This window comes from Enterobacter sp. 186315 (genome assembly GCF_053290175.1).
Genome location: NZ_JBPTTK010000001.1, coordinates 178,138 through 200,754 on the forward strand (window position 1 = coordinate 178,138; position 22,617 = coordinate 200,754).

General features: G+C 56.0%; 25 protein-coding genes. 10 read left to right on the plus strand and 15 right to left on the minus strand.

What is annotated here, in order from left to right; genetic code table 11:
* The first annotated feature begins 121 nt into the window (after positions 1-121).
* A complete protein-coding gene (grxD, locus tag ACSVHP_RS00870; protein WP_234675205.1) occupies positions 122-469 on the plus strand; it encodes a monothiol glutaredoxin 4 in 348 nt (115 codons plus the stop codon).
* A gap of 67 nt (positions 470-536) precedes the next feature.
* Here the strand turns inward: grxD and rnt are convergent, their stop codons facing one another.
* From rnt to eptA, 5 genes are all read right to left on the minus strand, one after another.
* Entirely contained in the window at positions 537-1,196 is a 660-nt protein-coding gene (gene rnt / locus ACSVHP_RS00875) for a ribonuclease T (protein ID WP_234675206.1), read from the minus strand.
* Positions 1,197-1,291: 95 nt separating this feature from the next.
* Entirely contained in the window at positions 1,292-1,699 is a 408-nt protein-coding gene (gloA, locus tag ACSVHP_RS00880; RefSeq protein ID WP_234675207.1) for a lactoylglutathione lyase, read from the minus strand.
* 100 nt (positions 1,700-1,799) lie between these two features.
* A complete protein-coding gene (gene nemA / locus ACSVHP_RS00885; RefSeq protein ID WP_234675208.1) occupies positions 1,800-2,897 on the minus strand; it encodes an alkene reductase in 1,098 nt (365 codons plus the stop codon).
* 51 nt (positions 2,898-2,948) lie between these two features.
* Positions 2,949-3,548: a TetR/AcrR family transcriptional regulator gene (locus tag ACSVHP_RS00890; RefSeq protein WP_447550661.1), complete on the minus strand. Its 600-nt coding sequence runs from the start codon at positions 3,546-3,548 to the stop codon at positions 2,949-2,951.
* 27 nt (positions 3,549-3,575) lie between these two features.
* Entirely contained in the window at positions 3,576-5,216 is a 1,641-nt protein-coding gene (gene eptA / locus ACSVHP_RS00895; protein WP_447550865.1) for a phosphoethanolamine transferase EptA, read from the minus strand.
* A 147-nt stretch (positions 5,217-5,363) separates the two neighbouring features.
* On the opposite strand from eptA, the gene ACSVHP_RS00900 reads away from it, so the two are divergent.
* From ACSVHP_RS00900 to sodC, 3 genes are all read left to right on the plus strand, one after another.
* Positions 5,364-5,603: a DUF1289 domain-containing protein gene (locus ACSVHP_RS00900; protein ID WP_234675210.1), complete on the plus strand. Its 240-nt coding sequence runs from the start codon at positions 5,364-5,366 to the stop codon at positions 5,601-5,603.
* A gap of 48 nt (positions 5,604-5,651) precedes the next feature.
* Complete coding sequence (locus tag ACSVHP_RS00905; RefSeq protein WP_447550662.1) at positions 5,652-6,548, plus strand: aldo/keto reductase; 897 nt, start codon at positions 5,652-5,654, stop codon at positions 6,546-6,548.
* A gap of 80 nt (positions 6,549-6,628) precedes the next feature.
* Complete coding sequence (gene sodC / locus ACSVHP_RS00910; protein ID WP_234675212.1) at positions 6,629-7,147, plus strand: superoxide dismutase [Cu-Zn] SodC; 519 nt, start codon at positions 6,629-6,631, stop codon at positions 7,145-7,147.
* Here the strand turns inward: sodC and ACSVHP_RS00915 are convergent.
* Genes ACSVHP_RS00915 through ACSVHP_RS00925 form a run of 3 tightly spaced genes read right to left on the minus strand, consistent with a single transcriptional unit; the run spans position 7,126 to position 10,258 of the window.
* Positions 7,126-9,159 (minus strand): FUSC family protein, encoded by a 2,034-nt coding sequence (locus ACSVHP_RS00915; protein WP_447550663.1) that lies wholly within the window; start codon positions 9,157-9,159, stop codon positions 7,126-7,128. The genes sodC and ACSVHP_RS00915 overlap by 22 nt on opposite strands.
* Positions 9,159-10,013 carry an efflux RND transporter periplasmic adaptor subunit gene (locus ACSVHP_RS00920; protein WP_447550664.1) on the minus strand — a complete coding sequence of 285 codons (855 nt, stop codon included), beginning with the start codon at positions 10,011-10,013 and terminating at the stop codon, positions 9,159-9,161. The genes ACSVHP_RS00915 and ACSVHP_RS00920 overlap by 1 nt, the downstream gene beginning before the upstream one ends.
* A gap of 8 nt (positions 10,014-10,021) precedes the next feature.
* On the minus strand, positions 10,022-10,258 hold the full coding sequence (locus ACSVHP_RS00925; protein ID WP_234675215.1) for a DUF1656 domain-containing protein: 237 nt from the start codon (positions 10,256-10,258) through the stop codon (positions 10,022-10,024).
* Between the two features lie 187 nt (positions 10,259-10,445).
* Here ACSVHP_RS00925 and slyA point away from each other — a divergent pair, with 187 nt between their 5' ends.
* Complete coding sequence (gene slyA / locus ACSVHP_RS00930) at positions 10,446-10,886, plus strand: transcriptional regulator SlyA (RefSeq protein WP_234675216.1); 441 nt, start codon at positions 10,446-10,448, stop codon at positions 10,884-10,886.
* A gap of 36 nt (positions 10,887-10,922) precedes the next feature.
* Here slyA and ACSVHP_RS00935 read toward each other — a convergent pair whose 3' ends face one another.
* Positions 10,923-12,284 (minus strand): MASE4 domain-containing protein, encoded by a 1,362-nt coding sequence (locus ACSVHP_RS00935; protein WP_447550665.1) that lies wholly within the window; start codon positions 12,282-12,284, stop codon positions 10,923-10,925.
* A gap of 201 nt (positions 12,285-12,485) precedes the next feature.
* Entirely contained in the window at positions 12,486-12,953 is a 468-nt protein-coding gene (gene slyB / locus ACSVHP_RS00940; protein ID WP_234675218.1) for an outer membrane lipoprotein SlyB, read from the minus strand.
* Positions 12,954-13,205: 252 nt separating this feature from the next.
* On the opposite strand from slyB, the gene anmK reads away from it, so the two are divergent.
* The 5 genes from anmK (at position 13,206) to pdxY (ending at position 17,791) form a co-directional block, all read left to right on the plus strand.
* The gene (gene anmK, locus ACSVHP_RS00945) at positions 13,206-14,330 is read left to right on the plus strand and encodes an anhydro-N-acetylmuramic acid kinase (protein WP_447550666.1); all 1,125 of its coding nucleotides are present in this window, start codon (positions 13,206-13,208) and stop codon (positions 14,328-14,330) included.
* Between the two features lie 95 nt (positions 14,331-14,425).
* On the plus strand, positions 14,426-14,749 hold the full coding sequence (gene mliC, locus ACSVHP_RS00950) for a C-type lysozyme inhibitor (protein WP_234675220.1): 324 nt from the start codon (positions 14,426-14,428) through the stop codon (positions 14,747-14,749).
* Between the two features lie 57 nt (positions 14,750-14,806).
* A complete protein-coding gene (gene pdxH, locus ACSVHP_RS00955; RefSeq protein WP_234675221.1) occupies positions 14,807-15,463 on the plus strand; it encodes a pyridoxamine 5'-phosphate oxidase in 657 nt (218 codons plus the stop codon).
* Positions 15,464-15,588: 125 nt separating this feature from the next.
* Positions 15,589-16,863 carry a tyrosine--tRNA ligase gene (gene tyrS / locus ACSVHP_RS00960; RefSeq protein ID WP_447550667.1) on the plus strand — a complete coding sequence of 425 codons (1,275 nt, stop codon included), beginning with the start codon at positions 15,589-15,591 and terminating at the stop codon, positions 16,861-16,863.
* Positions 16,864-16,930: 67 nt separating this feature from the next.
* Positions 16,931-17,791, plus strand: coding sequence for a pyridoxal kinase PdxY (gene pdxY, locus ACSVHP_RS00965; RefSeq protein ID WP_447550668.1), 861 nt, complete (start codon positions 16,931-16,933; stop codon positions 17,789-17,791).
* 59 nt (positions 17,792-17,850) lie between these two features.
* On the opposite strand, the gene gstA is transcribed toward pdxY, so the two are convergent.
* The 5 genes from gstA to rsxG all read right to left on the minus strand — a co-directional run bounded on the left by gstA (position 17,851) and on the right by rsxG (position 22,617).
* Positions 17,851-18,456 (minus strand): glutathione transferase GstA, encoded by a 606-nt coding sequence (gstA, locus tag ACSVHP_RS00970; protein WP_447550669.1) that lies wholly within the window; start codon positions 18,454-18,456, stop codon positions 17,851-17,853.
* Between the two features lie 108 nt (positions 18,457-18,564).
* A complete protein-coding gene (gene dtpA, locus ACSVHP_RS00975) occupies positions 18,565-20,073 on the minus strand; it encodes a dipeptide/tripeptide permease DtpA (RefSeq protein WP_447550670.1) in 1,509 nt (502 codons plus the stop codon).
* Positions 20,074-20,675: 602 nt separating this feature from the next.
* On the minus strand, positions 20,676-21,311 hold the full coding sequence (nth, locus tag ACSVHP_RS00980; protein WP_447550671.1) for an endonuclease III: 636 nt from the start codon (positions 21,309-21,311) through the stop codon (positions 20,676-20,678).
* Positions 21,308-21,994 carry an electron transport complex subunit E gene (locus ACSVHP_RS00985; RefSeq protein WP_234675227.1) on the minus strand — a complete coding sequence of 229 codons (687 nt, stop codon included), beginning with the start codon at positions 21,992-21,994 and terminating at the stop codon, positions 21,308-21,310. Before ACSVHP_RS00985 ends, nth begins: the two co-directional genes overlap by 4 nt.
* Positions 21,991-22,617, minus strand: a complete 627-nt coding sequence (gene rsxG, locus ACSVHP_RS00990) for an electron transport complex subunit RsxG (RefSeq protein WP_447550672.1) — start codon at positions 22,615-22,617, stop codon at positions 21,991-21,993. Before rsxG ends, ACSVHP_RS00985 begins: the two co-directional genes overlap by 4 nt.

Sequence of the window (22,617 nt, forward strand, 5' to 3'; positions counted from 1 at the left end):
TGCATCTTTTGCGACTAATGGTTAAAATAGCTATACGTGACAAAAATGTTATTTTCCGATGTTGGTCTGAACCGCTACAATGTCAGACGTATGCCGTAACGGAAGTATAAGGAAGCAAAACATGAGCACCACTATTGAAAAAATCCAGCACCAGATCGCTGAAAACCCGATTCTCCTGTACATGAAAGGTTCTCCGAAGCTGCCAAGCTGCGGCTTCTCCGCGCAAGCGGTACAGGCGCTGTCTGCCTGCGGTGAGCGTTTTGCTTACGTCGATATCCTGCAAAACCCGGACATTCGCGCCGAGCTGCCTAAATACGCAAACTGGCCGACCTTCCCGCAGCTGTGGGTTGACGGTGAGCTGGTTGGCGGTTGCGATATCCTGATCGAAATGTATCAGCGTGGCGAATTGCAGCAGCTGATCAAAGAGACCGCAGCCAAGTACAAAACAGAAGAGCCAGGCGCAGAATAAGTTCTCTTCCGCGCAGATAAAAAAAGCGACCCGTTGAGGTCGCTTTTTTATTGCCTGCAAAACCGGCTCAGGGCTGAGGGTCGGCCTCGTCATTGACGGGCAGCGGCCAGCCGCCCAGGCGTTTCCAGCGGTTGACGATTTCACAGAACAGCTCTGCCGTACGCTCGGTATCGTACAGCGCCGAGTGCGCCTGCGTGCCGTCAAATTCGATACCCGCCGTGATACAGGCTTTAGACAACACCGTCTGTCCCAGCGCCAGGCCGCTCAGCGCAGCGGTGTCGAAGGTGACAAACGGGTGGAAAGGGTTGCGTTTGAGCGATGCGCGTTCGGCTGCCGCCATCATAAAGCTGTGATCGAAGGTTGCGTTATGCGCCACCATGATCGCGCGGCTACAGTCGCTCTCTTTCATCCCTTTGCGCACCATTTTGAAGATGGCGTGCAGGGCGTCGTATTCGCTGACGGCACCGCGCAGAGGGTTGTGAGGGTCTATACCGTTGAAGGCCAGCGCTTCAGGCTGAAGGTTGGCGCCTTCGAATGGCTCAACGTGAAAATGCATCGTGGTGTCCGGTGAAATCCAGCCCTGTTCATCCATCTTCAGCGTGATAGCGGCAATTTCAAGCAACGCATCGGTTTTAGCGTTAAATCCGGCTGTTTCAACATCGATCACAACGGGATAAAAACCACGAAAACGGTCGCACAGACCGGTAAGTTGAGCGTTATCGGACATCTGGGTCTCTTACATGGGGAAAAAAGCAGTGCGCATTATGGCAAATTTTAAGAGGGGATGCAGTAAAACTACGGGCGCATAATGCGCCCTGAGGATCAGTTGCCCAGACCGCGACCCGCGTCTTTGGCTTCGATCAGTTCGATCTTGTAACCGTCCGGATCTTCTACGAAAGCGATAACCGTGGTGCCGCCTTTTACCGGGCCTGCTTCACGGGTCACGTTACCGCCGTTGCTGCGAATGCGTTCGCAGGCTTCCGCCGCGTTGTCGACTTCCAGGGCGATGTGGCCATAAGCGGTGCCCAGCTCATAGCTGTCGACTCCCCAGTTATAGGTCAGCTCAATAACGGCCTCTTCGGATTCCTCACCGTAACCAACAAACGCCAGCGAGTATTTGTATTCCGGGTTTTCGCTGGTGCGCAGCAGCTTCATGCCCAGTACGTTAGTGTAGAAATTGATAGAACGTTGCAGGTCGCCAACACGCAGCATGGTGTGAAGTAAGCGCATAATGTCCTCATTAACCAATGGAATGGATTATCTTTTTGATCAGAAACGATGTTTTAGTATAGCGGCGAATCATCGCCGCTATCAATGCAAAACGGGGGAATTACAGGGAAGGGTAGTCGGTGTAACCTTCAGCACCACCGCCGTAGAAGCTTTCCGGACGCTGCGGGTTCAGCGCGGCTTTTTTCTGCAAGCGGGCCACCAGATCCGGGTTGGCGATGAAGTCACGGCCAAACGCCACGGCATCAATCAGACCTTTATTGATCAGATCTTCCGCTTTTTCCGGGGTGTACGCGCCCGCACCGATAATTACGCCGTGGAAGCGATCGCGTACCTTCTGACGGAATGCTTCGGTATAAGGCTGACCGCCCGCCCAGTCCGGCTCGGACATATGCAGGTAGGCAATACCGCGTTTTGCCAGCTCTTCAATCAGGTACAGCGCATCGGCTTCTTCGTTCGGGCCGTTGTCGACGTTCTGGAAAGAGCCAATCGGGGATACGCGAATACCGATACGGTCGGCGCTCCACTCTTTACATACCGCATCCACCACTTCCAGCACCAGACGCGCGCGGTTTTCGACGCTGCCGCCGTACTGGTCGGTACGATGGTTAGAAGACGGAGAGAGGAACTGGTGCAGCAGGTAGCCGTGGGCGGAGTGCAGCTCGACCAGGTCGAAACCGGCTTCACGGGCGTTGGCGACAGCCTGACGGAAATCGTTCACGATGCCCGGGATCTCGTCGAGTTCCAGCGCACGCGGCATGGAGGTATCGACGCGGATCGCGTTGCCGTTTTCGTCGCGCAGCGAGGTGCGGGTGTTGGCGCTCAGGGCAGAGGCGGACACCGGCGCCTGGCCGCCAGGCTGGATGCTGCTGTGTGAAATACGGCCTGTGTGCCACAGCTGCACCGCGATACGGCCATCTTCAGCGTGAACGCCAGCGGTAATTTTTTTCCACGCGGCGATCTGCTCCGGGCTGTGCAGGCCAGGCGCACCCGCGTAGCCTTTGGCCTGGGCGGAGATTTGGGTTGCTTCAGAGATGATAAGACCAGAGCTTGCACGCTGGCGATAGTATTCACCCATCAGTGGCGTAGGGATATCGCCCGGTTCGATGCTACGCAGGCGCGTCAGTGGGGCCATGAATACGCGGTTTGGCGCGGTAACGGCACCGACTTTCAGTGGGGTAAATAATTTTTCAGCGGACATAGATACTCCTGAGTAGACCAGTCGACTAGTAATAAGATAAATAAAAACGCCTTATACGTCAGGCGTTGTAATACAGCTTTTCACATGTGCCAGCGCGCTTTCCAGCGGCACCGCACTGCGAGATATTTTGGCTTGCAGGTTTGCCCCTAACCACAGCGCATACAGCACCTGCGCCTGAGTCAGCGGCTCACCGGAGAAGGCCAGCGTTTTTTCACGGCGGCCGTTCTCAAGCGCCTTCGCCAGCAGCGCGATGACACCGCTGGCGCCTTTATCCATCGCGGCGCGCATATCTTCAGAGAGATCGCACACCTCGGCAGAGAGTTTTACCGTCAGGCATCCGCTGATAATGCCCTGCTGACAGAACTGGTTCAGCGTTTCCTGATAGTAGTTCAGCACACGATCGCGATAGTTGCCTGCGCCGCTGTCAAAATGGGTGGCGAGGCGCTGATGGTATCCGGCATAGTGCCGCTCCAGCATCGCCACGCCAAACGCCTCTTTGGAGCGGAAGTAGTGGTAAAACGACCCCTTCGGCACCTCGGCGGTTTTTAACAGCTCGCTCAGCCCCATACCGGTAAACCCGCGGTGCATACAAAGACGCTCGCCGGTAGCCAGTAAGTTTTCGCGTGTGTAGTGTTCAGTGTTTCTGCTCATGGATCGCACTCTAATAGACCGTTCGGTCTATTGCAAGCGTGTCGACTGCCGACAAGGGTGAAGAATATCCATCTGTGGCTGGTAAACCGTTGATTTCACATCCATCATCCCGAGCACGGTAGCGTACAAATTGTCCTGCGAAACCGCATTTTTTGCAGCCTCGCCGCGCAAGCACTGCGCGTTAACCCCGTAGTTACGGGCGTAATCCGGGGAGAGCCAGAACATAAACGGAATATGCGTTTGTTGTTCAGGTGCAAGCATGTACGGCGTGCCGTGCAGGTAGATCCCGCTTTCGCCCAGCGATTCGCCGTGATCCGAGAGGTAAATCAGCGCCGTGTTCATGCTGCCCTGACGCGCCTTCAGGGCGTCGATGGTTCTGCTGACCACGCTGTCGGTATAAAGAATGGTGTTGTCATAGGTGTTAATCAGCGCCTGATGATCGCAATCCTGGATCTCGTTGGTGTCGCAGGTAGGGGTGAATTTGCGGAAACTATCCGGGTAGCGGCGGTAGTAGGCCGGGCCGTGGCTGCCCATCAGGTGGATCACCAGCACGGTATCCTGCTTCAGGCCGTCGAGCACGTTATCCAGACGATACAGGTTCACGTCATCAATGCAGGATTTGTCTTTGCAAAACTGATCCAGCTTCCACTGGGTCATGTCGGTGTGCGGAATACGGTCGCACGCCCCTTTACAGCCGCCGTCGTTATCACGCCACAGCAGGTTAACGCCCGCGTGTCCGAGCACGTCGAGCAGGCCTTCCTGATGGCGGGCAAGGTCGGCATCGTATTTTTTACGCGGCATGCCGGAGAACATGCACGGCACGGAGACCGCCGTTTCGGTTCCGCAGGAAGAGGCCTGCGGGAAGTTAATCACGTCCTGCTTTTTCAGCTCCGGGTTGGTTTCACGCCCGTAGCCGTTCAGCGAATAGTTCGCCGCGCGGGACGCTTCGCCCACCACAAGTACCAGCACCGTTTTTTTCTGCTGGCTGGAAATCAGCGGCCCTTTACGGGCGTCTTCACCCATGCGCACCAGCGTTTGATCCCCGGCAAACCAGCGCATTTTGCTGTAACGCATGACGGCGCTGACGTAGTTGGCCGGCGTCACCATCTTGACGATGCTTTTGTTGTTGCGAAACAGCGAGGCGTAATCTTTGTAGAAAACGGACGCCACCAGGATGATGACCAGCAGCGCGCCCAGCATCGCGGCAACGCGGGTCAGCAGGGCATACCACCATTTCCCGGTGCGGATGCGCGTCAGGGCTAACACAACGGAAGGGACCAGCCCGGCAACCGCAATCCACAGGATCAGCTGCGGCGTGAGCAGCGCGGTGGCCTCCTGGGAGTTAGTCTCGAAGACGTTAACCATCATGTTCTGGTCGATAACCGCGCCGTAGGTGTACATAAAAAAGGTCGCGGCGGCGCACCCTATGGTCAGCACAATCAGCAGCGGCTTGCGGATATAGGGGATGTTGAGCACGCTGAAGACAATGACCCAGCCGCAGAACAGCACCAGCGGCACGGAGGCGGCGAACAGCAAGTCGTGCAAATGGGCAGGGGCGATAATGGCCCAGCTGCGCTGAATAAACAGGGCATTTAATACCGTAAAGAAGAGCGCGCAGCCCAGGGTGAATTTTATATCGTTACACTGTAACTTTTTTGCAAACCACATCATTAACAAACCATTCTTTATATTGATGCGGTGAGTATAGGGAGCGAAGATTAGTGAAACCTTAATACCACATTTGTGCGCTAACGCCTTGCACGCGCGGCGTTTAGCGTCTTCACTGTAGGGGAATAACGTTTTCTGGAGGTGTGTGTGGCAGAGCAGCTGGAGTTTTTCCCCATCCAGAGCCCGTGCCGGGGAATTTGTCAGGCAGACGAGCGCGGCTATTGCCGTGGGTGTATGCGCACCCGCGACGAGCGTTTTAACTGGCAGAATTTTAGCGACACGCAGAAACAGGACATTATTCGCCTCTGTCGGCAGCGGTTGCTGCGCAAATTACGCGCAAACAAAGCGGCTGATACCGAAGAACCTCAGCAACCTTCACTGTTTTAGCAACGTAATTGCGTATACTCATGACATCTACTCCTTGAGGAAATTGTTATGGTTCAGCGTATTACTCTTGCACCCCACGGCCCGGAGTTTTCCCGTTTTGTGATGGGCTACTGGCGTCTGATGGACTGGAATATGTCCCCCATTCAGCTTGCAAGCTTTATCGAAGAGCACATTGAATTAGGGATCACCACCGTCGATCATGCTGATATTTACGGCGGCTATCTGTGCGAAGCGGCGTTCGGCGAAGCCATGAAGCTGGTGCCGGCCCTGCGCGATCGGATGGAAATCGTCACCAAGTGCGGCATCGCCACCACCGCGAAGCCGGAACACGCGCTGGGGCATTACATCACCGACCGTGACCACATCGTTAAAAGCGCCGAACAGTCGCTGGTGAACCTGGCGACAGACCGCATCGACCTGCTGCTGATCCACCGCCCGGATCCGCTGATGGACGCGGACGAGGTGGCGGAAGCTTTCCTCAGTCTGCACCAGAGCGGCAAGGTGCGTCATTTCGGCGTGTCTAACTTCACCCCTGCGCAGTTCACCTTGCTTCAGTCCCGTCTGCCGTTCACGCTGGTGACCAACCAGGTGGAAATCTCTCCGGTGCATCAGCCGCTCCTGCTGGACGGCACGCTCGACCAGCTGCAACAGCTGCGCATCCGTCCAATGGCGTGGTCATGCCTCGGCGGCGGACGTCTGTTTAACGACGAGGCGTTCCAGCCGCTGCGTGATGAACTGACGACGGTTGCCCGCGAGCTCAACGCCGAGAACATCGAGCAGGTGGTATACGCCTGGATTATGCGTCTGCCGTCAAAACCGCTGCCGATTATCGGCTCCGGAAAAATTGAGCGCGTGCGCTCCGCCATTGCCGCCGAAGAGCTGAACATGACCCGCCAGCAGTGGTTCCGCATTCGCAAGGCGGCGCTCGGCTACGACGTGCCTTAATCTGGAAAACGGTGACTTTCCGGTGAAATCTCTGCCCCTGGTCTAGGCTTAAGGGGCAAAAAATAATCAACGGAGGTCACATGAAGCGTTTTACTCTGGCACTGGTCACGCTGGTGGTGTGCGCAGGCGCGCACGCAGCCAGCGATGAAGTCGAAATGAATCTCGTCACCTCGCAGGGTGTTGGACAGTCCATCGGGACGGTGAAAATTACCGAAACGGATAAGGGCCTTGAGTTCGCACCCAATCTGAAAGCGCTTCCCCCCGGTGAACATGGTTTCCACGTTCACGCCAAAGGCAGCTGTCAGCCCGCCATGAAAGAGGGTAAAGCCACGGCGGCAGAAGCGGCCGGAGGCCACCTCGATCCGCAACACTCCGGTAAACACGAAGGGCCAGACGGAATGGGCCATCTCGGCGATCTGCCCGTGCTGGTGGTGAATAATGACGGCAAGGCCACCGATTCGGTCGTTGCACCACGACTGAAAAAGCTGGATGAGGTTAAAGGCAAAGCGCTGATGATCCACGTTGGGGGCGATAATATGTCCGACCAGCCTAAACCTCTCGGCGGTGGCGGCGAGCGTTACGCCTGCGGCGTGATCTGATCCCCAATCGTACCCGGCGCGGGCGCCTGCTCCAGCTGTGACAGCGAGCAGTGAAGTCGCCAGATAATCGACGCCAGATCGCGCGCTGCCGGAAGGTGGTGGCGCGCGAGCGCATCGCAGATCCGCTGGAGTTCATCGAGCGTGGTTTTCAGCGGCCTCTGCTGCACGCCGCGCTCGCTCATCACATCCCGCAGCAGGGCAATACAGACGTCCCGGACCTGCGACAGCGGGTCGGAACGCGATTCCCACGCGCGCAGCTGCCACACCACATGCGAGCAGTTTAGCAACACCACGCCCCAGCGCAGCAGCCAGCGGCGGGAGAGGTCGTCATGGCTGTTATTGAGCTGGCTGACGTGATGATAGACCAGCGACTCATACTCGCTTTCGCGCAGGTGCGGCCTGCGGCTCAGCTGATCGACAAACCCGCGCCGCAGCTCCCGAATGTGGCGTCGGCTTTTACGCGCGTCAGAGCCGGGTCGCAGCACGGCAAAGGCCAGCCAGGCGAGCGCCACGCCGATAATCTTCGCCAGATTGTCGTTCAGAAAATCGGCAAAGTCATACACCGGCGGGTTGGTAACGGCGATAAACGAACCCATAAACACAATCAGCTGCCCCCACAGCCCGGCCAGCTTCGGCATCTGGAGCTTGAGCAGCTGCATGGTGGTGAGCAGGGGGAAGAGAAAGAGCAGGAACTGCCACAAGTCGGTGATCTGCACCATAAGGCCAAACATCACCACAAAGCTGAACAGAGAGAGCAGCACCAGGGTGCGAAGCAGCAGCGTCAGCGAGTTAAAGGGCGACGCGGCCACCGAGTAAAGCACGCAGCTGATCGCCGCAAGGGTGAGCGCGGCGGAGGTGGCTTCCCACTGGGTATTGATGCCCCAGGTACCGACCAGCGTCAGGGCGCAGAAGGTCCTGAACCCGCTCCAGAGCGCCTCCATGTTATCCGTGTGTCGCGCCAGCGCCGGGCTTCGCGGTACGGCGAATTCGGTGATCGGCGTGGCATTTTCCACGGCGCGGATCCAGCGGCTGCTGGCGAGGTAAAGGCGGCAAAAATAGCGCAGCCGCTGCCAGAAGGCGCGGTGGCGATAGTCATATTCATTCACCGGGGCCAGAGGGGCGACGATCCGCGCCACGCTGTAAAAATCGGCCGTCGGGCGGGCAAGCTCGGCCAGCAGCGCGTCGATCACCTCGCGGGTATTGGCCGGGGGATCGGGCCAGTTCAGCAGCATCCGGCGCAGGCTGGATATGGCGCTGGTCATGCGCAGCTGCTGGTGCAGCAGATGGTTAAGCAGGGCGTTCTGGCGGCGGAACCGGTAGTGGCTCCAGAAGGCCTGGATGCGCAGCAGGTTCATGGTCAGGATCTGGCCGATGACCTTTTCATGGGCAAGACGGATGTCGTCGCTGGTGTCGGGCTGCCACAGCAGGCTGGCATGTTCCAGCAGGCGCGCGTGCATGGTCTTTAATGCGCTAATAAGCGTGGTGCCGTCCGAGGTGCTCGGCAGGATCATCATCATCACTCCGCCGCACAAAATCCCGATGATCACTTCGCAGACGCGCGCCTGGGCGATATCCCACAGCTCGGTGGTATCCAGAACGTTGATTACCGGAAACGCAATGATGGCGGCGGTATAACCCGCAAGCTGGAAGGCGTAGGCGACGTTATTGGTAAAATGCGCGCAGGCCCAGGTACACAGCCCCAGCCAGGCCGCCATGCTGAATAAAAAGAGCCACGGATCGTTCAGCGTGTGACCGGCGATGATTAGCGCGGCGGTTGCCCCCAGCAGGCTGCCCGCCACGCGACCCAGGCTTTTACTGATCACCCCGCCCACCGTAGGGAAGCTCACCACCGCCGCGGAGGTCATCGCCCAGTAGGGCTCGTCCAGATTCAGGTGATAAGCCACCATGAGCGCAAGACACATGGCAATGCCGTTACGCAGCGCATAGCGCCACTGTGGCCGGGTTGCTTTGCTCCACGGCAGCGTGCGCCAGGAAAAAGCGGGCAGGTTCATCAGCGGGTTCCAATCGACACGGTGCAGGTGATGCCCGATACCAGCGTGATGTCCTTCGGCAGGCTGTCGAACTCGACGCGTACCGGCACGCGCTGGGCAAGCCGCACCCAGGGCACGTTAGGCTTAATGTCCGGCACCAGGCCAGAATCCGTTTCAACGCTCTGATCGTAGATAGCGCGTCCAATACTGGATACGTGACCCTGTAACGATTGCGTGCCGCTGTAGAGCGTGATCTGGGCAGGAGCGCCCTGCTGAATGTGGCGCAGCTTGGTCTCTTCAAAATAACCCACCACGTAGAATGAGCGGCTATCGACCAGCGCAAATACCGGCTGCCCGGTAGTGGCGTAATTACCCACGCGCGCCGACAGGTTCGTGACCCAGCCGTCTACCGGCGATTTGACCACCGTTTGCGACAGCTGCCACTGGGCCTGTTTCAGCGTCGCCTCGGCGACATCCACGCTGGCCTGCATGGCTTTGACGTTGATGTTGGCGGTGTCCAGGTCCTCCGCAGAAATATAGTTTTGCGAGAGATGACGGCGGCGATTGGCTTCGTTGTTGGCTTTTGCCAGATCAGACTGGGCTTTGGCAAGCTGCGCCTGGGCATTTAGCACCGCGATATGAAAGGGCGTTTCATCGATGCGAAAAAGTACGTCGCCTTCTTTAACAAACTGGTTATCTTTTATCGGCAGCGTGGTGATGGTGCCCGAGACCTGCGGCGTAATGCTGACCTGCTCGGCGCGGATTTTGCCATCCCGCGTCCAGGGAGACTGCATGTAGTAATTCCACAGCCACCACCCGGCGATAATTGCCAGAGCCAACACCATTAAACTGGAAAAATATTTAAGCGTTTTCATCGAGTTATCTACCAAGCAATCAAGACGGCAAGGCCAAGGCATACGGACAGGGCGAACAGGGAGAGATCCATCAGCATCGGGTGCCAGATGTCCCCAGAGTACATCCAGTCGCGCAGCAGGCGGTGCGCAACCAGCCAGATAAGAAAGCCCACAAAGACGGCTTTAAAGACGGGAGGAAAATAGACGGATGCACCGACAATCAGGTCCTGAAGGGGTAACCCCGCGGAGCTAAATGGAAACTTCACGAGCAGAGATCCTTTGCAGTTGAAGAAAGGGGCCACAGGGCCGGCCATCACGCGATGAGGCGTCAGCTATCAGTTTACGCCATACTTTCAACATCGATGAATGCAGTATTACATTTGTTTTGGCAATATAAATGCTGCACACTATTCTAAAATCAGTATAATAACTTAGCAAGCTAATTATAAGGAGATGAAATTGGAATCGCCACTTGGTTCTGATCTGGCAAGGTTGGTACGCGTCTGGCGTGCTCTGATTGACCATCGCCTGAAACCTCTGGAATTGACACAGACGCATTGGGTCACGCTGCATAACATTCATCAGCTGCCGCCCGATCAGTCGCAAATTCAACTGGCTAAAGCGATAGGCATCGAGCAGCCGTCTTTGGTGCGTACGCTCGATCAGCTGGAGGAAAAAGGACTGATCTCCCGGCAAACCTGCGCCAGCGATCGTCGCGCTAAGCGAATCAAGCTCACTGAAAAAGCGGCCCCTATCATTGATGAGATGGAAGCCGTGATCAGTAAGACGCGAGGGGAGATCCTTTCCGGGATCTCGTCTGAAGAACTGGAGATGCTCATCAGCCTTGTCGCACGGCTTGAGCAGAACATCAGTGAATTACAGTCTCGCGACTAAACGCTAAAAAAGCCTTGCTGATGCAAGGCTTTTTTTTCACTTAAACACCACCACGCGGTTACGCCCGGTCTCTTTTGCCTCATACATCGCTTTATCCGCGCGCTCCACGCACTCTTCCGGCGTCGTCTGGGAAGAGGTCGCCGTAAACACGCCCATACTGATGGTAATCGGCTCAGGAAGCTGTCCGTCGGTGCTGGATTTATCAAAGCTGCTCAGTTTTAGACGAATACGTTCGGCCACCTGGTGTGCGGACTCGGAAGAGGTGTTGGTTAACATCAGCACGAACTCTTCACCGCCGATGCGCGCGGCAATATCCTGCGGGCGAACGGAGTCCATCAGAAGATGGGCGACAAACTGCAACACTTTGTCACCCTGAAGGTGCCCATAGGTATCGTTTATGCGCTTAAAACGATCGAGGTCGCTGACGATCACAGACACCGGGCGGCTGGCTTTTGCCGCGCTCAGCGCCTGGGTTAACGCGTCGTAGAAATAGCTACGGTTATACAGGCGCGTCAGCGGGTCGCGGATCGAGTTTTGATAGGACTGCTGATACTTAAGATGCGAGTCGCGGTAAAGGCTAAACACGTCATACAGCAGCACCAGAATAATCAATAGCGTGGCGGCGGTTTCAAACAAACGCGAGCGATACCAGGCGATATCTTCGGCGCGACCGCCAAATAACAACATGCAGAGCGTCACGATATAGCAAATGCATAAGAAATTGCCGCCAACCCAGAATAGATTGCGCAAGCGGGTAATAAACATCAGAGCTGCTAATGTAACCACCCACAAAATGATCAAAATAATATTAATTACATGGCTCCACAGCACCATGAAATGACGCGTTTCATTATCCACTAAATCAAGCATCAGTTTGTCTGAATGGCTGGAATAGAGCCACGCAAATGAAACCATAAATATGGTGAATATAATTAGCGCGACGACAATACTAATATGGGTCAGACGAGAAAGGGGATAATCGCGAATCGAATAGAGTACCGCAGCGACAATCATCAGAACGGCCATCATGAGATGGCGGAACATGTAGAAAATCATCGCGTCGTTATAGTTAATGACGTTGAACTGGTAGAGATTAAGCCAGGCCGGGAAGCTCGACAGCGTGCCCAGCATGAGCAGCATCGACCCGCTGAAGGCGAGGGCAATCGCCACCAAATAGACGCGTCTGCGGTCGCACCAGTATTTCATCGACATGAAGCAGGCGATAAACAGATGAAAGACCAGTAAAAAGATGGTGAGCGTCGGGAATAAAAGGGGCGACAGTGAAGGAACTAATTCAAGCAACTTTGAAAATGAAAGTTGTAATATCCCGATGACGATAATGCAGCCCAGGCAGAAGGCAATATAACGGTTCTGTATATAACGTGTAATCGGAAGCATACGTGCCTTTAACAAAAAGCGTAAATGAGAGTAGGGAGCGTGAACTGATTAGTTTTATGGATTAGTTCAGTAAATACTTTGCGCGGGAGCAATAATTAGGGAGGTAATTATTAAAAGAAGAAGAGATCTTATGTAAATAGATTTAAGGAAATGCTGGAGAATGTAAAAGGATGCAGCCGGGCGGCTACATCCCTTTTAATGTTAACGCGGGGAAACGGTGACCTGGCTACCGTTGCTCGCCAGTACAACACGCTGGCCAGCAGAGAATCGGGTGTTACCCTGTTTCTGCACAACCATGATGGTGCTGCCGTCGTCTTTGCGGATTTCCAGCTCAACGCCCTGAGTTTTGTTCATTGCACCCTGAACGCCCTGGCCTGCCACACCACCGGCAACGGCACCTGCCGCTGTTGCCAGAGAACGACCTGTACCACCGCCTACGGTGTTACCCAGGAAACCACCCAGCACTGCACCACCGATAGCGCCAACAACGTTGCTGTTATCGCCACCCTGGATCTGTACAGGACGTGCATTAACCACCGTACCGTAAGTCACGTTTTGAACTTGTTTCGCCTCAGACGCGGTGTAAACGTCCCCGGAGAGGGAATCGTTATTCACACAACCTGCAAGCGTTAATCCGATCAGCGAAACGCCCAGTACACGTAAAATCATTTGAATCTCCTGTTCACCAAAAAGCGCCGATGTCGGCATCCGTTATGGCTAAATTATATGGCATAAGGGGCCATAGTTCATATCTTTGCACTACCAATAGAAAAATTGTACCGGAATTTGGCTTAACGGGGCATAAACAAACGGCCTCGCTCGGCGGGCTGGTATTGTTAAAAAATATTATCGTCGCGTAGCAAAGCGGCGCCGTTTATGGTGGAGTGTTGGCTAATCGCCCACGTAACGTAAGGAAAGCGCATGAAATCGGGTCGCTATATCGGTGTGATGTCAGGCACCAGTCTTGATGGTGTTGATGTCGTTCTGGCTGCAATAGATGAGAATATGGTGGCACAGCAGGCGAGCCTGAGCTGGCCGATCCCCGTTCCGCTCAAAGAAGCCATTCTGGGCATCTGCCAGGGCCAGCAGCTGACGCTTTCCCAGCTGGGCCAGCTCGACGCGCGCCTGGGATCGCTGTTTGCCGATGCCATTCTTGCGCTGATGGAAAAAGAGAAGCTGCAACCGCAGGATATCGTGGCGATCGGTTGTCACGGGCAGACGGTCTGGCATGAGCCCACCGGCGAGGCGCCGCACACGATGCAAATTGGCGATAACAACCAGATCGTCGCCAAAACCGGCGTCACCGTAGTGGGGGATTTTCGCCGTCGGGATATGGCGCTCGGTGGACAGGGCGCGCCTTTAGTGCCCGCATTCCATCAGGCTTTGCTGGCTCACCCTACGGAGCGGCGCATGGTATTAAACATCGGCGGTATTGCGAATCTGTCGATGCTCATCCCCGGTCAGCCGGTGCGCGGGTACGATACCGGACCGGGCAATATGCTGATGGATGCCTGGATCTGGCGCCAGTGCGGAAAACCGTATGACCAGGACGCGCAGTGGGCCTGCAAGGGGAAAGCGATCCTGCCGCTGTTGCAGTCGATGCTGAGCGATCCCTATTTCTCCTCTCCGGCGCCGAAAAGCACCGGACGCGAATATTTTAACTACGGCTGGCTCGAACGTCAGCTGGCGGCTTATCCCGCGCTTGCGCCGCAGGATGTCCAGGCGACCCTGGCAGAGCTGACCGCCGTGTCGGTGTCCGAGCAGGTGCTGCTCAGCGGTGGCTGCGAGCGCCTGCTGGTCTGCGGTGGCGGCAGCCGCAACCCGCTGGTGATGGCCCGTCTGGCGGCGCTGCTTCCGGGCACCGAAGTATCCACGACCGACGACGCCGGGATCAGCGGTGATGATATGGAAGCGCTGGCCTTCGCCTGGCTGGCCTGGCGTACCGTGGCCGGACTGCCGGGCAACCTGCCGTCCGTCACCGGGGCGCGGGAAGCCTCTGTTCTCGGCGCCATTTTCCCCGCCAATCCGCGTCATAATCAGAGTTAACTGAATTTCAGCGTTACGCGTTGTCGTTAACATACAGGGACACACGGGAGGGCGCGCAAGCCCTCCAGGACCAGGAAAGTCTTCGGAATAAGCTCATGAAAAAAATCCTTCTTATTGCTCTCCCTTTCGTACTGACAGGGTGCAGCGCCTATAACCAGTTCGTTGAACGGATGCAGACTGACACCCTCGAATACCGCTGTGACGAAAAACCGCTGACCGTGAAAATCAACAATCCTCGCCAGGAAGCCAGCTTTGTGCTCGACAACACTCTGCTGACGCTGAAGCAGGGGATGTCCGCTTCCGGGGCGCGTTATACCGACGGGATTTACGTTTTCTGGTCGAAAGGTGACGACGCGACGGTCTACAAGCGCGACCGCATCGTGCTGAACAATTGCCAGCTGCAAAATCCGAAGCGTTGAGATTTTCACAGGGGCGGCGCACAATAGCGCCACCCATTGTCAATGTCAGCTAACGCCATGTCAGATAACGATGAATTGCAGCAAATCGCGCACCTGCGCCGTGAATACACCAAAGGCGGCCTGCGTCGCCAGGATCTTCCCGCCGAACCGCTGGCGCTGTTTGAACGCTGGCTAAGACAGGCCTGCGATGCCCGACTCGCCGATCCAACCGCGATGGTTGTCGCCACCGTTGATGAACACGGCCAGCCGTATCAACGCATCGTGCTGCTTAAGCATTACGACGAAAAAGGACTGGTGTTTTACACCAACCTCGGCAGCCGTAAAGCGCACCAGATTGAAAACAACCCGCGCGTCAGCCTGCTGTTCCCGTGGCACATGCTGGAGCGGCAGGTGATGGTGACCGGCAAAGCCGAGCGCCTGTCGACGCTGGAAGTAGTGAAATATTTCCACAGCCGCCCGCGCGACAGCCAGATTGGCGCATGGGTCTCTAAGCAGTCCAGCCGAATTTCCGCTCGCGGCGTGCTGGAGAGCAAATTCCTCGAATTAAAACAGAAATTCCAGCAGGGCGAAGTCCCGCTGCCGAGCTTCTGGGGCGGTTTCCGTATCCCCATCGATCAGATGGAGTTCTGGCAGGGCGGTGAACATCGCCTCCACGACCGCTTTTTATACCAGCGCGACAACGGCGGCTGGAAAATCGACAGACTGGCACCCTAATCCCTGAAATTTGTTGTGTTAAGCGCTAGCGCTACGTGCGCCAGCGCTTTATTCTATGGTCCTTTCGCATCAGGCGAAAAGTCGTGTACCGGCAAAGGTGCAGTCGTTTATACATGGAGAATTGGATGGCAAGCAGTAACTTGATTAAACAATTGCAAGAGCGGGGCCTCGTGGCCCAGGTGACGGACGAGGAAGCGTTAGCAGAGCGACTGGCGCAAGGCCCGATCGCGCTCTATTGCGGCTTCGATCCCACCGCTGACAGCTTGCATTTGGGGCATCTTGTTCCATTGTTATGCCTGAAACGCTTCCAGATGGCGGGCCATAAGCCTGTTGCACTGGTGGGCGGCGCGACCGGTCTGATTGGTGACCCAAGCTTTAAAGCCGCTGAGCGTAAACTGAACACTGAAGACACCGTGCAGGAGTGGGTGGATAAGATCCGCAAACAGGTTGCGCCTTTCCTCGACTTCAACTGCGGTGACAACGCTGCGATTGCCGCCAACAACTACGACTGGTTTGGCGGCATGAACGTCCTGACCTTCCTGCGCGACATTGGTAAGCACTTCTCTGTTAACCAGATGATTAACAAAGAAGCGGTGAAGCAGCGCCTGAACCGTGACGATCAGGGCATCTCCTTTACCGAGTTCTCCTATAACCTGCTGCAAGGTTACGACTTCGCCTGCCTGAACAAGCTGCACGGCGTGGCGCTGCAAATTGGCGGTTCCGACCAGTGGGGCAATATCACCTCCGGTATCGATCTGACCCGTCGTCTGCACCAGAACCAGGTCTTTGGCCTGACCGTTCCGCTGATCACCAAAGCAGACGGCACCAAGTTCGGTAAAACCGAAGGCGGCGCGGTATGGCTCGATCCGAAGAAAACCAGCCCGTACAAGTTCTACCAGTTCTGGATCAACACCGCCGATGCGGACGTGTACCGCTTCCTGAAGTTCTTCACCTTCATGGACATTGAAGACATCAACGCCCTGGAAGAAGAAGACAAAAACAGCGGCAAGGCCCCTCGCGCGCAGTATGTGCTGGCGGATGAAGTGACTAAACTGGTTCACGGTGAAGAAGGCCTGGCCGCGGCAAAACGCATTACCGCAAGCCTGTTCAACGGCACCCTGAGCGATCTGAGCGAAGCGGACTTCGAACAGCTGGCGCAGGACGGCGTGCCAATGGTTGAGATGGAAAAAGGCGCTGACCTGATGCAGGCGCTGGTGGACTCCGAGCTGCAACCGTCCCGCGGGCAGGCGCGTAAAACCATCGCCTCTAACGCCATTACCATCAACGGTGAAAAGCAGGCCGATCCTGAATACACCTTTGTTGACAGCGATCGTCTGTATGGCCGCTACACGCTGCTGCGTCGCGGTAAGAAGAACTACTGTCTGGTCTGCTGGAAGTAATTAAATAGAATACAGGGGCGTGGGAAACCACGCCCCTTTTGTTTGTTCAGGGTTTGGTAAGCAAAAAATGAAGAATATCCTCGCCATTCAGTCCCACGTTGTTTTTGGACATGCTGGCAACAGTGCCGCAGAATTTCCGATGCGCCGCCTCGGTGCCAGCGTCTGGCCCCTCAATACCGTTCAGTTTTCCAACCACACCCAGTACGGCAAGTGGACCGGCTGCGTGATGCCGCCGTCGCACCTGACGGAGATTGTGCAGGGCATCGCCGATATCGACCAGCTTAAGCGCTGTGACGCCGTCCTGAGCGGCTATCTGGGCTCCGCGGAGCAGGGCGAGCATATCCTCGGGATTGTGCGTCAGGTGAAAGCGGCTAACCCGGCGGCGAAGTACTTCTGCGATCCGGTAATGGGTCATTCGGAAAAGGGCTGCATTGTCGCGCCCGGCGTGGCGGAGTTTCACGTTCGTCACGCGCTGCCGGCAAGCGATATCATTGCGCCTAACCTGATTGAGCTGGAAATCCTCTGCGAGCACCCGGTCAACAGCGTAGAAGAGGCCGTGAGCGCTTCTCGCGAGCTGATTGCGCTTGGGCCTGAGATTGTACTGGTGAAGCACCTGGCGCGTGCAGGGCTTAGCCAGGACCGCTTTGAGATGCTGCTGGTGACTAGGGACGACGCCTGGCACATCAGCCGTCCGCTGGTGGACTTCGGCGCGCGTCAGCCGGTTGGCGTAGGGGATGTGACCAGCGGTTTGCTGCTGGTAAAACTGCTGCAAGGCGCAGGCCTGCGCGACGCGCTGGAGCACGTCACAGCGGCGGTATACGAAATTATGATTGCGACAAAAGAGATGCAGGAGTACGAGTTACAGGTGGTGGCAGCGCAGGATCGTATCGCGAAGCCGGAGCATTATTTCAGCGCCACGCAATTGTAAGAGCAGGGATTTTGTAGGCCGGGTAAGCGCAGCGCCACCCGGCAACACAGGCCGCTCGGTTAATTAAGACCTTCCGCTTTCAGCGCCGCAGCCACCGCAGGGCGCGCCGCCACGCGTTCCATATACGACGCAATATGATCCAATCCGTCCATATTCAGCTTAACCGCACGGGCCCAGCGCAGCACGGTAAACAGATACGCATCGGCAATGGTGAAACGCTGCCCGCAGATCCACTCGTCGTTTTTCAGCGATTCATTAACGTATTGCAGCTTTTTCTCCAGCAGCGCGCGCACGGTCGGCTTGTACTCTTCCGGCGTGTCCGGGCGGAACAGCGGGGTAAAGCCTTTGTGCAGCTCGGTCGCGATGTAGTTCAGCCACTCCAGCGTTTTATAGCGGGAGATACTGCCGGCCGGGGCCAGAAGCTGGCGGTCTGGAACGTTATCGGCGAGGAATTGCATGATCGCCACGCCTTCGGTCAGCAGCGTGCCGTCGTCGAGAAGCAGAGCCGGAACTTGTCCCTTCGGGTTGATCGCCAGGAAGTCATCACCGTTTTCGAGGCGTTTTTTCATCAGGTCGACGCCATCCAGCGTGAAATCTTTGCCGCTCTCGCGCAGGGTAATGTGGGAAGCAAGAGAGCAGGCGCCCGGTTTGTAGAACAGTTTCATCGGTAACTCCTTTTGGCTGAGGTTTCAGCTATGGTAGTGCGCGTTCAGATAAAAAAAAAGCCGCTAACTCAAAGTTAGCGGCCCAGGTTCAGTCGTTTCCCGATGACATTACGCGGTAGCGGATTCGCTCGCTTTCACGTCGTTGTCGTCGTCCTGAGTCATACGATTCAGTTTTGGTGCGGTCAGCAGCATCAGCAGCGCGATAACGCCTGTTGCGATACCAATCTGCATGAACACGCTACCGTAAACGTGCAGTGACGCCAGCGGATCGGTCACGTTTTCCGGCACCGCCATCAGGTTTGCAATCTTACCTGCAATAATTGCCGCACCTGCGGTGGTCAGGAACCAGCTACCCATGATGAAGCCCATCAGACGCTGTGGAACCAGCTGAGCAACCATCGCCAGGCCCAGGCCGGAGATCATCAGCTCACCGATTGATTGCAGCGCGTAGCTCAGGATCAGCCAGTTAACGGATACGATACCCGCGTCAGTCGCAAATTTCGTACCCAGCGGCAGCACCAGGAATGCGCCGGAGCACAGCACCATACCCACCGCGAACTTGTGCGGCATTGGCAGACGGTCACCCATCTTGTTGTAGATAGCCGCCAGAATCGGGGAGCCTACCATGATCCAGAACGGGTTCAGCGCCTGGAACTGCTCTGGTTCGAACGCGATGCCCAGAATTGAGTGCTCAACGTTACGAATGGCGAAGAAGTTCAGAGAAGTCGGCATCTGGCTGTACAGCACGAAGAAGATAATCGCTTCGAGCATCAGGATGAACGCCACAATCATCTTACGACGGGCAGCGCCCTGCATGGCGAAAGCTTCTTTAGCGAAGATGCAGACGATACCCAGCGCAACCACGCCCAGAACCGCACGAGCGATACCCTGGTTGTGCAGCAGCCAGGTCGCGATAGCCGCGAGGATCACCACGCCAACGATAGTGGCCAGCAGTTTACCCATGTGTACCGGCTCGAAGTCTGGCTTAGAACCGTAGTCCTTAACCCAGCTGCGGCAGAACAGGAAGTTCACCACGGTGATCAGCATACCCACGAAGCTCAGCGCAAACGCCACGCTCCAGCCGAACTTCGCGGCGAGCCACGGCGTTGCCAGCATAGAGAAGAATGAACCGATGTTGATGGACATGTAGTACATGGTGAATGCACCGTCCAGACGCGGGTCATCTTTGCTGTAGCAGGTAGAGAGCAGGGAAGACGGGTTCGCTTTGAACAGACCGTTACCCACGGCGATGGTCGCCATACCCATATAGACCACACCGGCATCGTGTCCAGACCAGGCTACCAGGCCATAACCAATCGCCAGAACGATGGCGCCCAGCATAATAACGCGTTTGGTGCCGAGGACTTTATCGCCCAGCCAGCCGCCGATGGCGACCAGACCGTATACCAGGGCACTGAATGAGGAGAACAGCGTGATGGAATCGGCTTCTGACATACCCAGCTGTTTAACCAGGTAAACCGCCATGATCCCTTGCAGGCCGTAATAACCAAAACGCTCCCATAACTCGATAGAGAAGATGAGATAGAACGCTTTAGGCTGTTTGAAAGCGTTCAGACTTACGCTTTCCTCTGTTGGTTTATTGTTTGCAGTAGACACATATACCTCTTTTTTTACATCCCATATTAACGGGGGTGTTCATAGCGTGATGACCGTAGTCCATCCGCCTTATAGTTATATTGGGAGGGGAAACGGCGGGTAATGTTCACTATCCTGACCATTCTGGCAAGGCATTTGTAATACTCTGTTACATATAACTGAGGCGCTATAATCGTCCGTTCATACAAATGTTATTCAGCGTTAAATTTCATTGGCTGAGTTTTGATGGTTTTTTTCACTGCTAAAATCCCCAGAAAGGCGGTGACTGGCAATATGTTCTGCTATTTGCCCTTTGAGGTAGTGATATAGCCCATATTCTGAAAAATGACTGGTCTTATCTGCGGCATTCGATCGGTTACATCTTATCTGGCAAAGGCTTTACACAGCTTTTCACAACAAAAATCCAACATGACGTTATCAGAGTGATCCCGATCACAGATGTATAGAAATTTTTGGTGATGAAAAAACAATTAACCTGTTTGAACGTTAAATAGCCGAGTAATGCACAAGGCGATAAGCGGGAAAAGCGAACAATAAAGGGAGAAAAGGAAGGTTGTCAGTAGACCTTCCTTTTTTAAGGTTTTGATAAGTGGCTAAAACAATTATGAATAGACTTTTTCTTTGAATTCACACAGATCTTCGATGATGCAGGAGCCGCAGCGGGGCTTACGCGCAATACAGGTGTAACGCCCGTGCAGGATCAGCCAGTGGTGGCAGTCGACCTTAAATTCCGCCGGAACCACCTTCAGCAGCTTCTCTTCAACCTGCTCGACGTTTTTCCCCGGGGCAAAATGGGTGCGGTTAGACACGCGGAAGATATGGGTATCCACGGCGATAGTGGGCCAGCCAAAGGCGGTGTTCAGCACCACGTTTGCTGTCTTGCGCCCTACGCCCGGTAATGCCTCCAGCGCGGCGCGATCTTCCGGCACGTCGCCGCCGTGCTGTTCAAGTAAAATCCGGCAGGTTTTTATCACGTTCTCAGCCTTGCTGTTAAACAGGCCGATAGTTTTAATGTAGGACTTCACGCCGTCTACGCCCAGCGCCAGCATCGCTTCAGGGGTGTTGGCGACTGGATAGAGCAGGGCGGTCGCCTTGTTGACGCTCACGTCGGTGGCCTGCGCAGAGAGCAGCACCGCGATCAGCAGCTCAAAGGGTGAGTTAAAATTCAGCTCCGTCGTCGGATGCGGGTTTTCGTCCCGAAGGCGGGTCAGTATCGCAATGCGTTTCTCTTTGTTCATGAGGCTTTCTCGGGGATCCCTTCCTGTACGCTGCGCTCAGCCGCGCGGCGCTTACGTTTCTCATCAATGAGGTATTTTACTGCCAGCATCATGCCCAGACCGATAAACGCGCCCGGCGGCAGCATCGCCAGCAGGAACGGGGTATCGGTATGGAAGACTTCGATGCGTAATGCTTTTGCCCAGCCGCCCAGCAGGGCGTCCGCGCCGTCGAACAGCGTTCCGTTACCTAAGATCTCGCGCATCGAGCCGAGCACGAACATGGCGCAGGTTGCCCCCATGCCGATGGCGAAACCGTCCAGCGCCGAGATAGCCGGGCTGTTTTTGACGGCAAAGGCTTCCGCGCGGCCAACCACAATACAGTTGGTCACAATAAGCGGGATGAAGATCCCGAGCGACTGGTACAGACCAAACGCGAAGGCGTTAATCAGCATCTGCACGACGCTCACCACCGAGGCGATGATCATCACGTAGATAGGAATACGGATTTCTGACGGCGTCCAGCGGCGCAGGGCGGAAATCGACAGGTTCGTCAGGGTCAGCACCAGCGTGGTCGCCAGACCCAGCCCCAGCGCGTTGGTGGCGGTGGAGGTGACCGCCAGCAGCGGGCACATGCCCAACAGCTGCACCAGCGCGGAGTTGTTCTTCCAGAGTCCCTGGACGATGACCTCTTTTACCTGGCTCATTGCGACTCCTCACAGGCCGGAAGATTATTCAGTTGCGCAGGCAGCGTTTGTGCATACAGCCCGGCACGTTTGACGGCATTGACCACCGCGCGTGGCGTAATGGTCGCGCCCGTGAACTGGTCGAACTCACCGCCGTCTTTCTTCACCGCAAAGGCGGCGTCGTTTTCACCGTGAATGACTTTACCGGCAAAATGCAAAATCCAGTCGCTCAGGCGCAGCTCGATTTTATCCCCCAGGCCCGGCGTTTCGTGATGTTCCGTGACGCGCGTGCCGAGGATGGTGCCGGAAAAATCACTGCCGACCAGCAGCTGAATCGCGCCGGAATAGCCGTCGGGAGCGGTAGTTTCCATCACCACGCCCACCGGGTTTTCACCTTTGCGGGCAACAAACAGGCGGTGCTCGCCCTTGCCTAACTGCGGGGCCTGTACGATAAAGCAGCTTTTTTGCAGGTCATTATCGTAGAAATCTGACGGGATCACCTGGTCGAACAGCGCCTTTTGCTGCTTCACCGCCTGCTCTTCGATAGTGGTTTTTGTCAGCGCGTTCACCAGCGCCGTCAGGCCGGTCAGCACCGCCGCGAAGACCGCCAGCGTGACGCCGTGTTTTTGCATCGTTTTCAGCAT

Bases quoted from the DNA above. Each gene is read 5' to 3' on its own strand.
- grxD (WP_234675205.1), top strand. From the start codon at position 122: ATGAGCACCACTATTGAAAAAATCCAGCACCAGATCGCTGAAAACCCG.
- rnt (WP_234675206.1), bottom strand. From the start codon at position 1,196: ATGTCCGATAACGCTCAACTTACCGGTCTGTGCGACCGTTTTCGTGGT.
- gloA (WP_234675207.1), bottom strand. From the start codon at position 1,699: ATGCGCTTACTTCACACCATGCTGCGTGTTGGCGACCTGCAACGTTCT.
- nemA (WP_234675208.1), bottom strand. From the start codon at position 2,897: ATGTCCGCTGAAAAATTATTTACCCCACTGAAAGTCGGTGCCGTTACC.
- ACSVHP_RS00890 (WP_447550661.1), bottom strand. From the start codon at position 3,548: ATGAGCAGAAACACTGAACACTACACACGCGAAAACTTACTGGCTACC.
- eptA (WP_447550865.1), bottom strand. From the start codon at position 5,216: ATGTGGTTTGCAAAAAAGTTACAGTGTAACGATATAAAATTCACCCTG.
- ACSVHP_RS00905 (WP_447550662.1), top strand. From the start codon at position 5,652: ATGGTTCAGCGTATTACTCTTGCACCCCACGGCCCGGAGTTTTCCCGT.
- sodC (WP_234675212.1), top strand. From the start codon at position 6,629: ATGAAGCGTTTTACTCTGGCACTGGTCACGCTGGTGGTGTGCGCAGGC.
- ACSVHP_RS00915 (WP_447550663.1), bottom strand. From the start codon at position 9,159: ATGAACCTGCCCGCTTTTTCCTGGCGCACGCTGCCGTGGAGCAAAGCA.
- ACSVHP_RS00920 (WP_447550664.1), bottom strand. From the start codon at position 10,013: ATGAAAACGCTTAAATATTTTTCCAGTTTAATGGTGTTGGCTCTGGCA.
- slyA (WP_234675216.1), top strand. From the start codon at position 10,446: ATGAAATTGGAATCGCCACTTGGTTCTGATCTGGCAAGGTTGGTACGC.
- ACSVHP_RS00935 (WP_447550665.1), bottom strand. From the start codon at position 12,284: ATGCTTCCGATTACACGTTATATACAGAACCGTTATATTGCCTTCTGC.
- slyB (WP_234675218.1), bottom strand. From the start codon at position 12,953: ATGATTTTACGTGTACTGGGCGTTTCGCTGATCGGATTAACGCTTGCA.
- anmK (WP_447550666.1), top strand. From the start codon at position 13,206: ATGAAATCGGGTCGCTATATCGGTGTGATGTCAGGCACCAGTCTTGAT.
- mliC (WP_234675220.1), top strand. From the start codon at position 14,426: ATGAAAAAAATCCTTCTTATTGCTCTCCCTTTCGTACTGACAGGGTGC.
- pdxH (WP_234675221.1), top strand. From the start codon at position 14,807: ATGTCAGATAACGATGAATTGCAGCAAATCGCGCACCTGCGCCGTGAA.
- tyrS (WP_447550667.1), top strand. From the start codon at position 15,589: ATGGCAAGCAGTAACTTGATTAAACAATTGCAAGAGCGGGGCCTCGTG.
- pdxY (WP_447550668.1), top strand. From the start codon at position 16,931: ATGAAGAATATCCTCGCCATTCAGTCCCACGTTGTTTTTGGACATGCT.
- gstA (WP_447550669.1), bottom strand. From the start codon at position 18,456: ATGAAACTGTTCTACAAACCGGGCGCCTGCTCTCTTGCTTCCCACATT.
- nth (WP_447550671.1), bottom strand. From the start codon at position 21,311: ATGAACAAAGAGAAACGCATTGCGATACTGACCCGCCTTCGGGACGAA.
- ACSVHP_RS00985 (WP_234675227.1), bottom strand. From the start codon at position 21,994: ATGAGCCAGGTAAAAGAGGTCATCGTCCAGGGACTCTGGAAGAACAAC.
- rsxG (WP_447550672.1), bottom strand. From the start codon at position 22,617: ATGCTGAAAACGATGCAAAAACACGGCGTCACGCTGGCGGTCTTCGCG.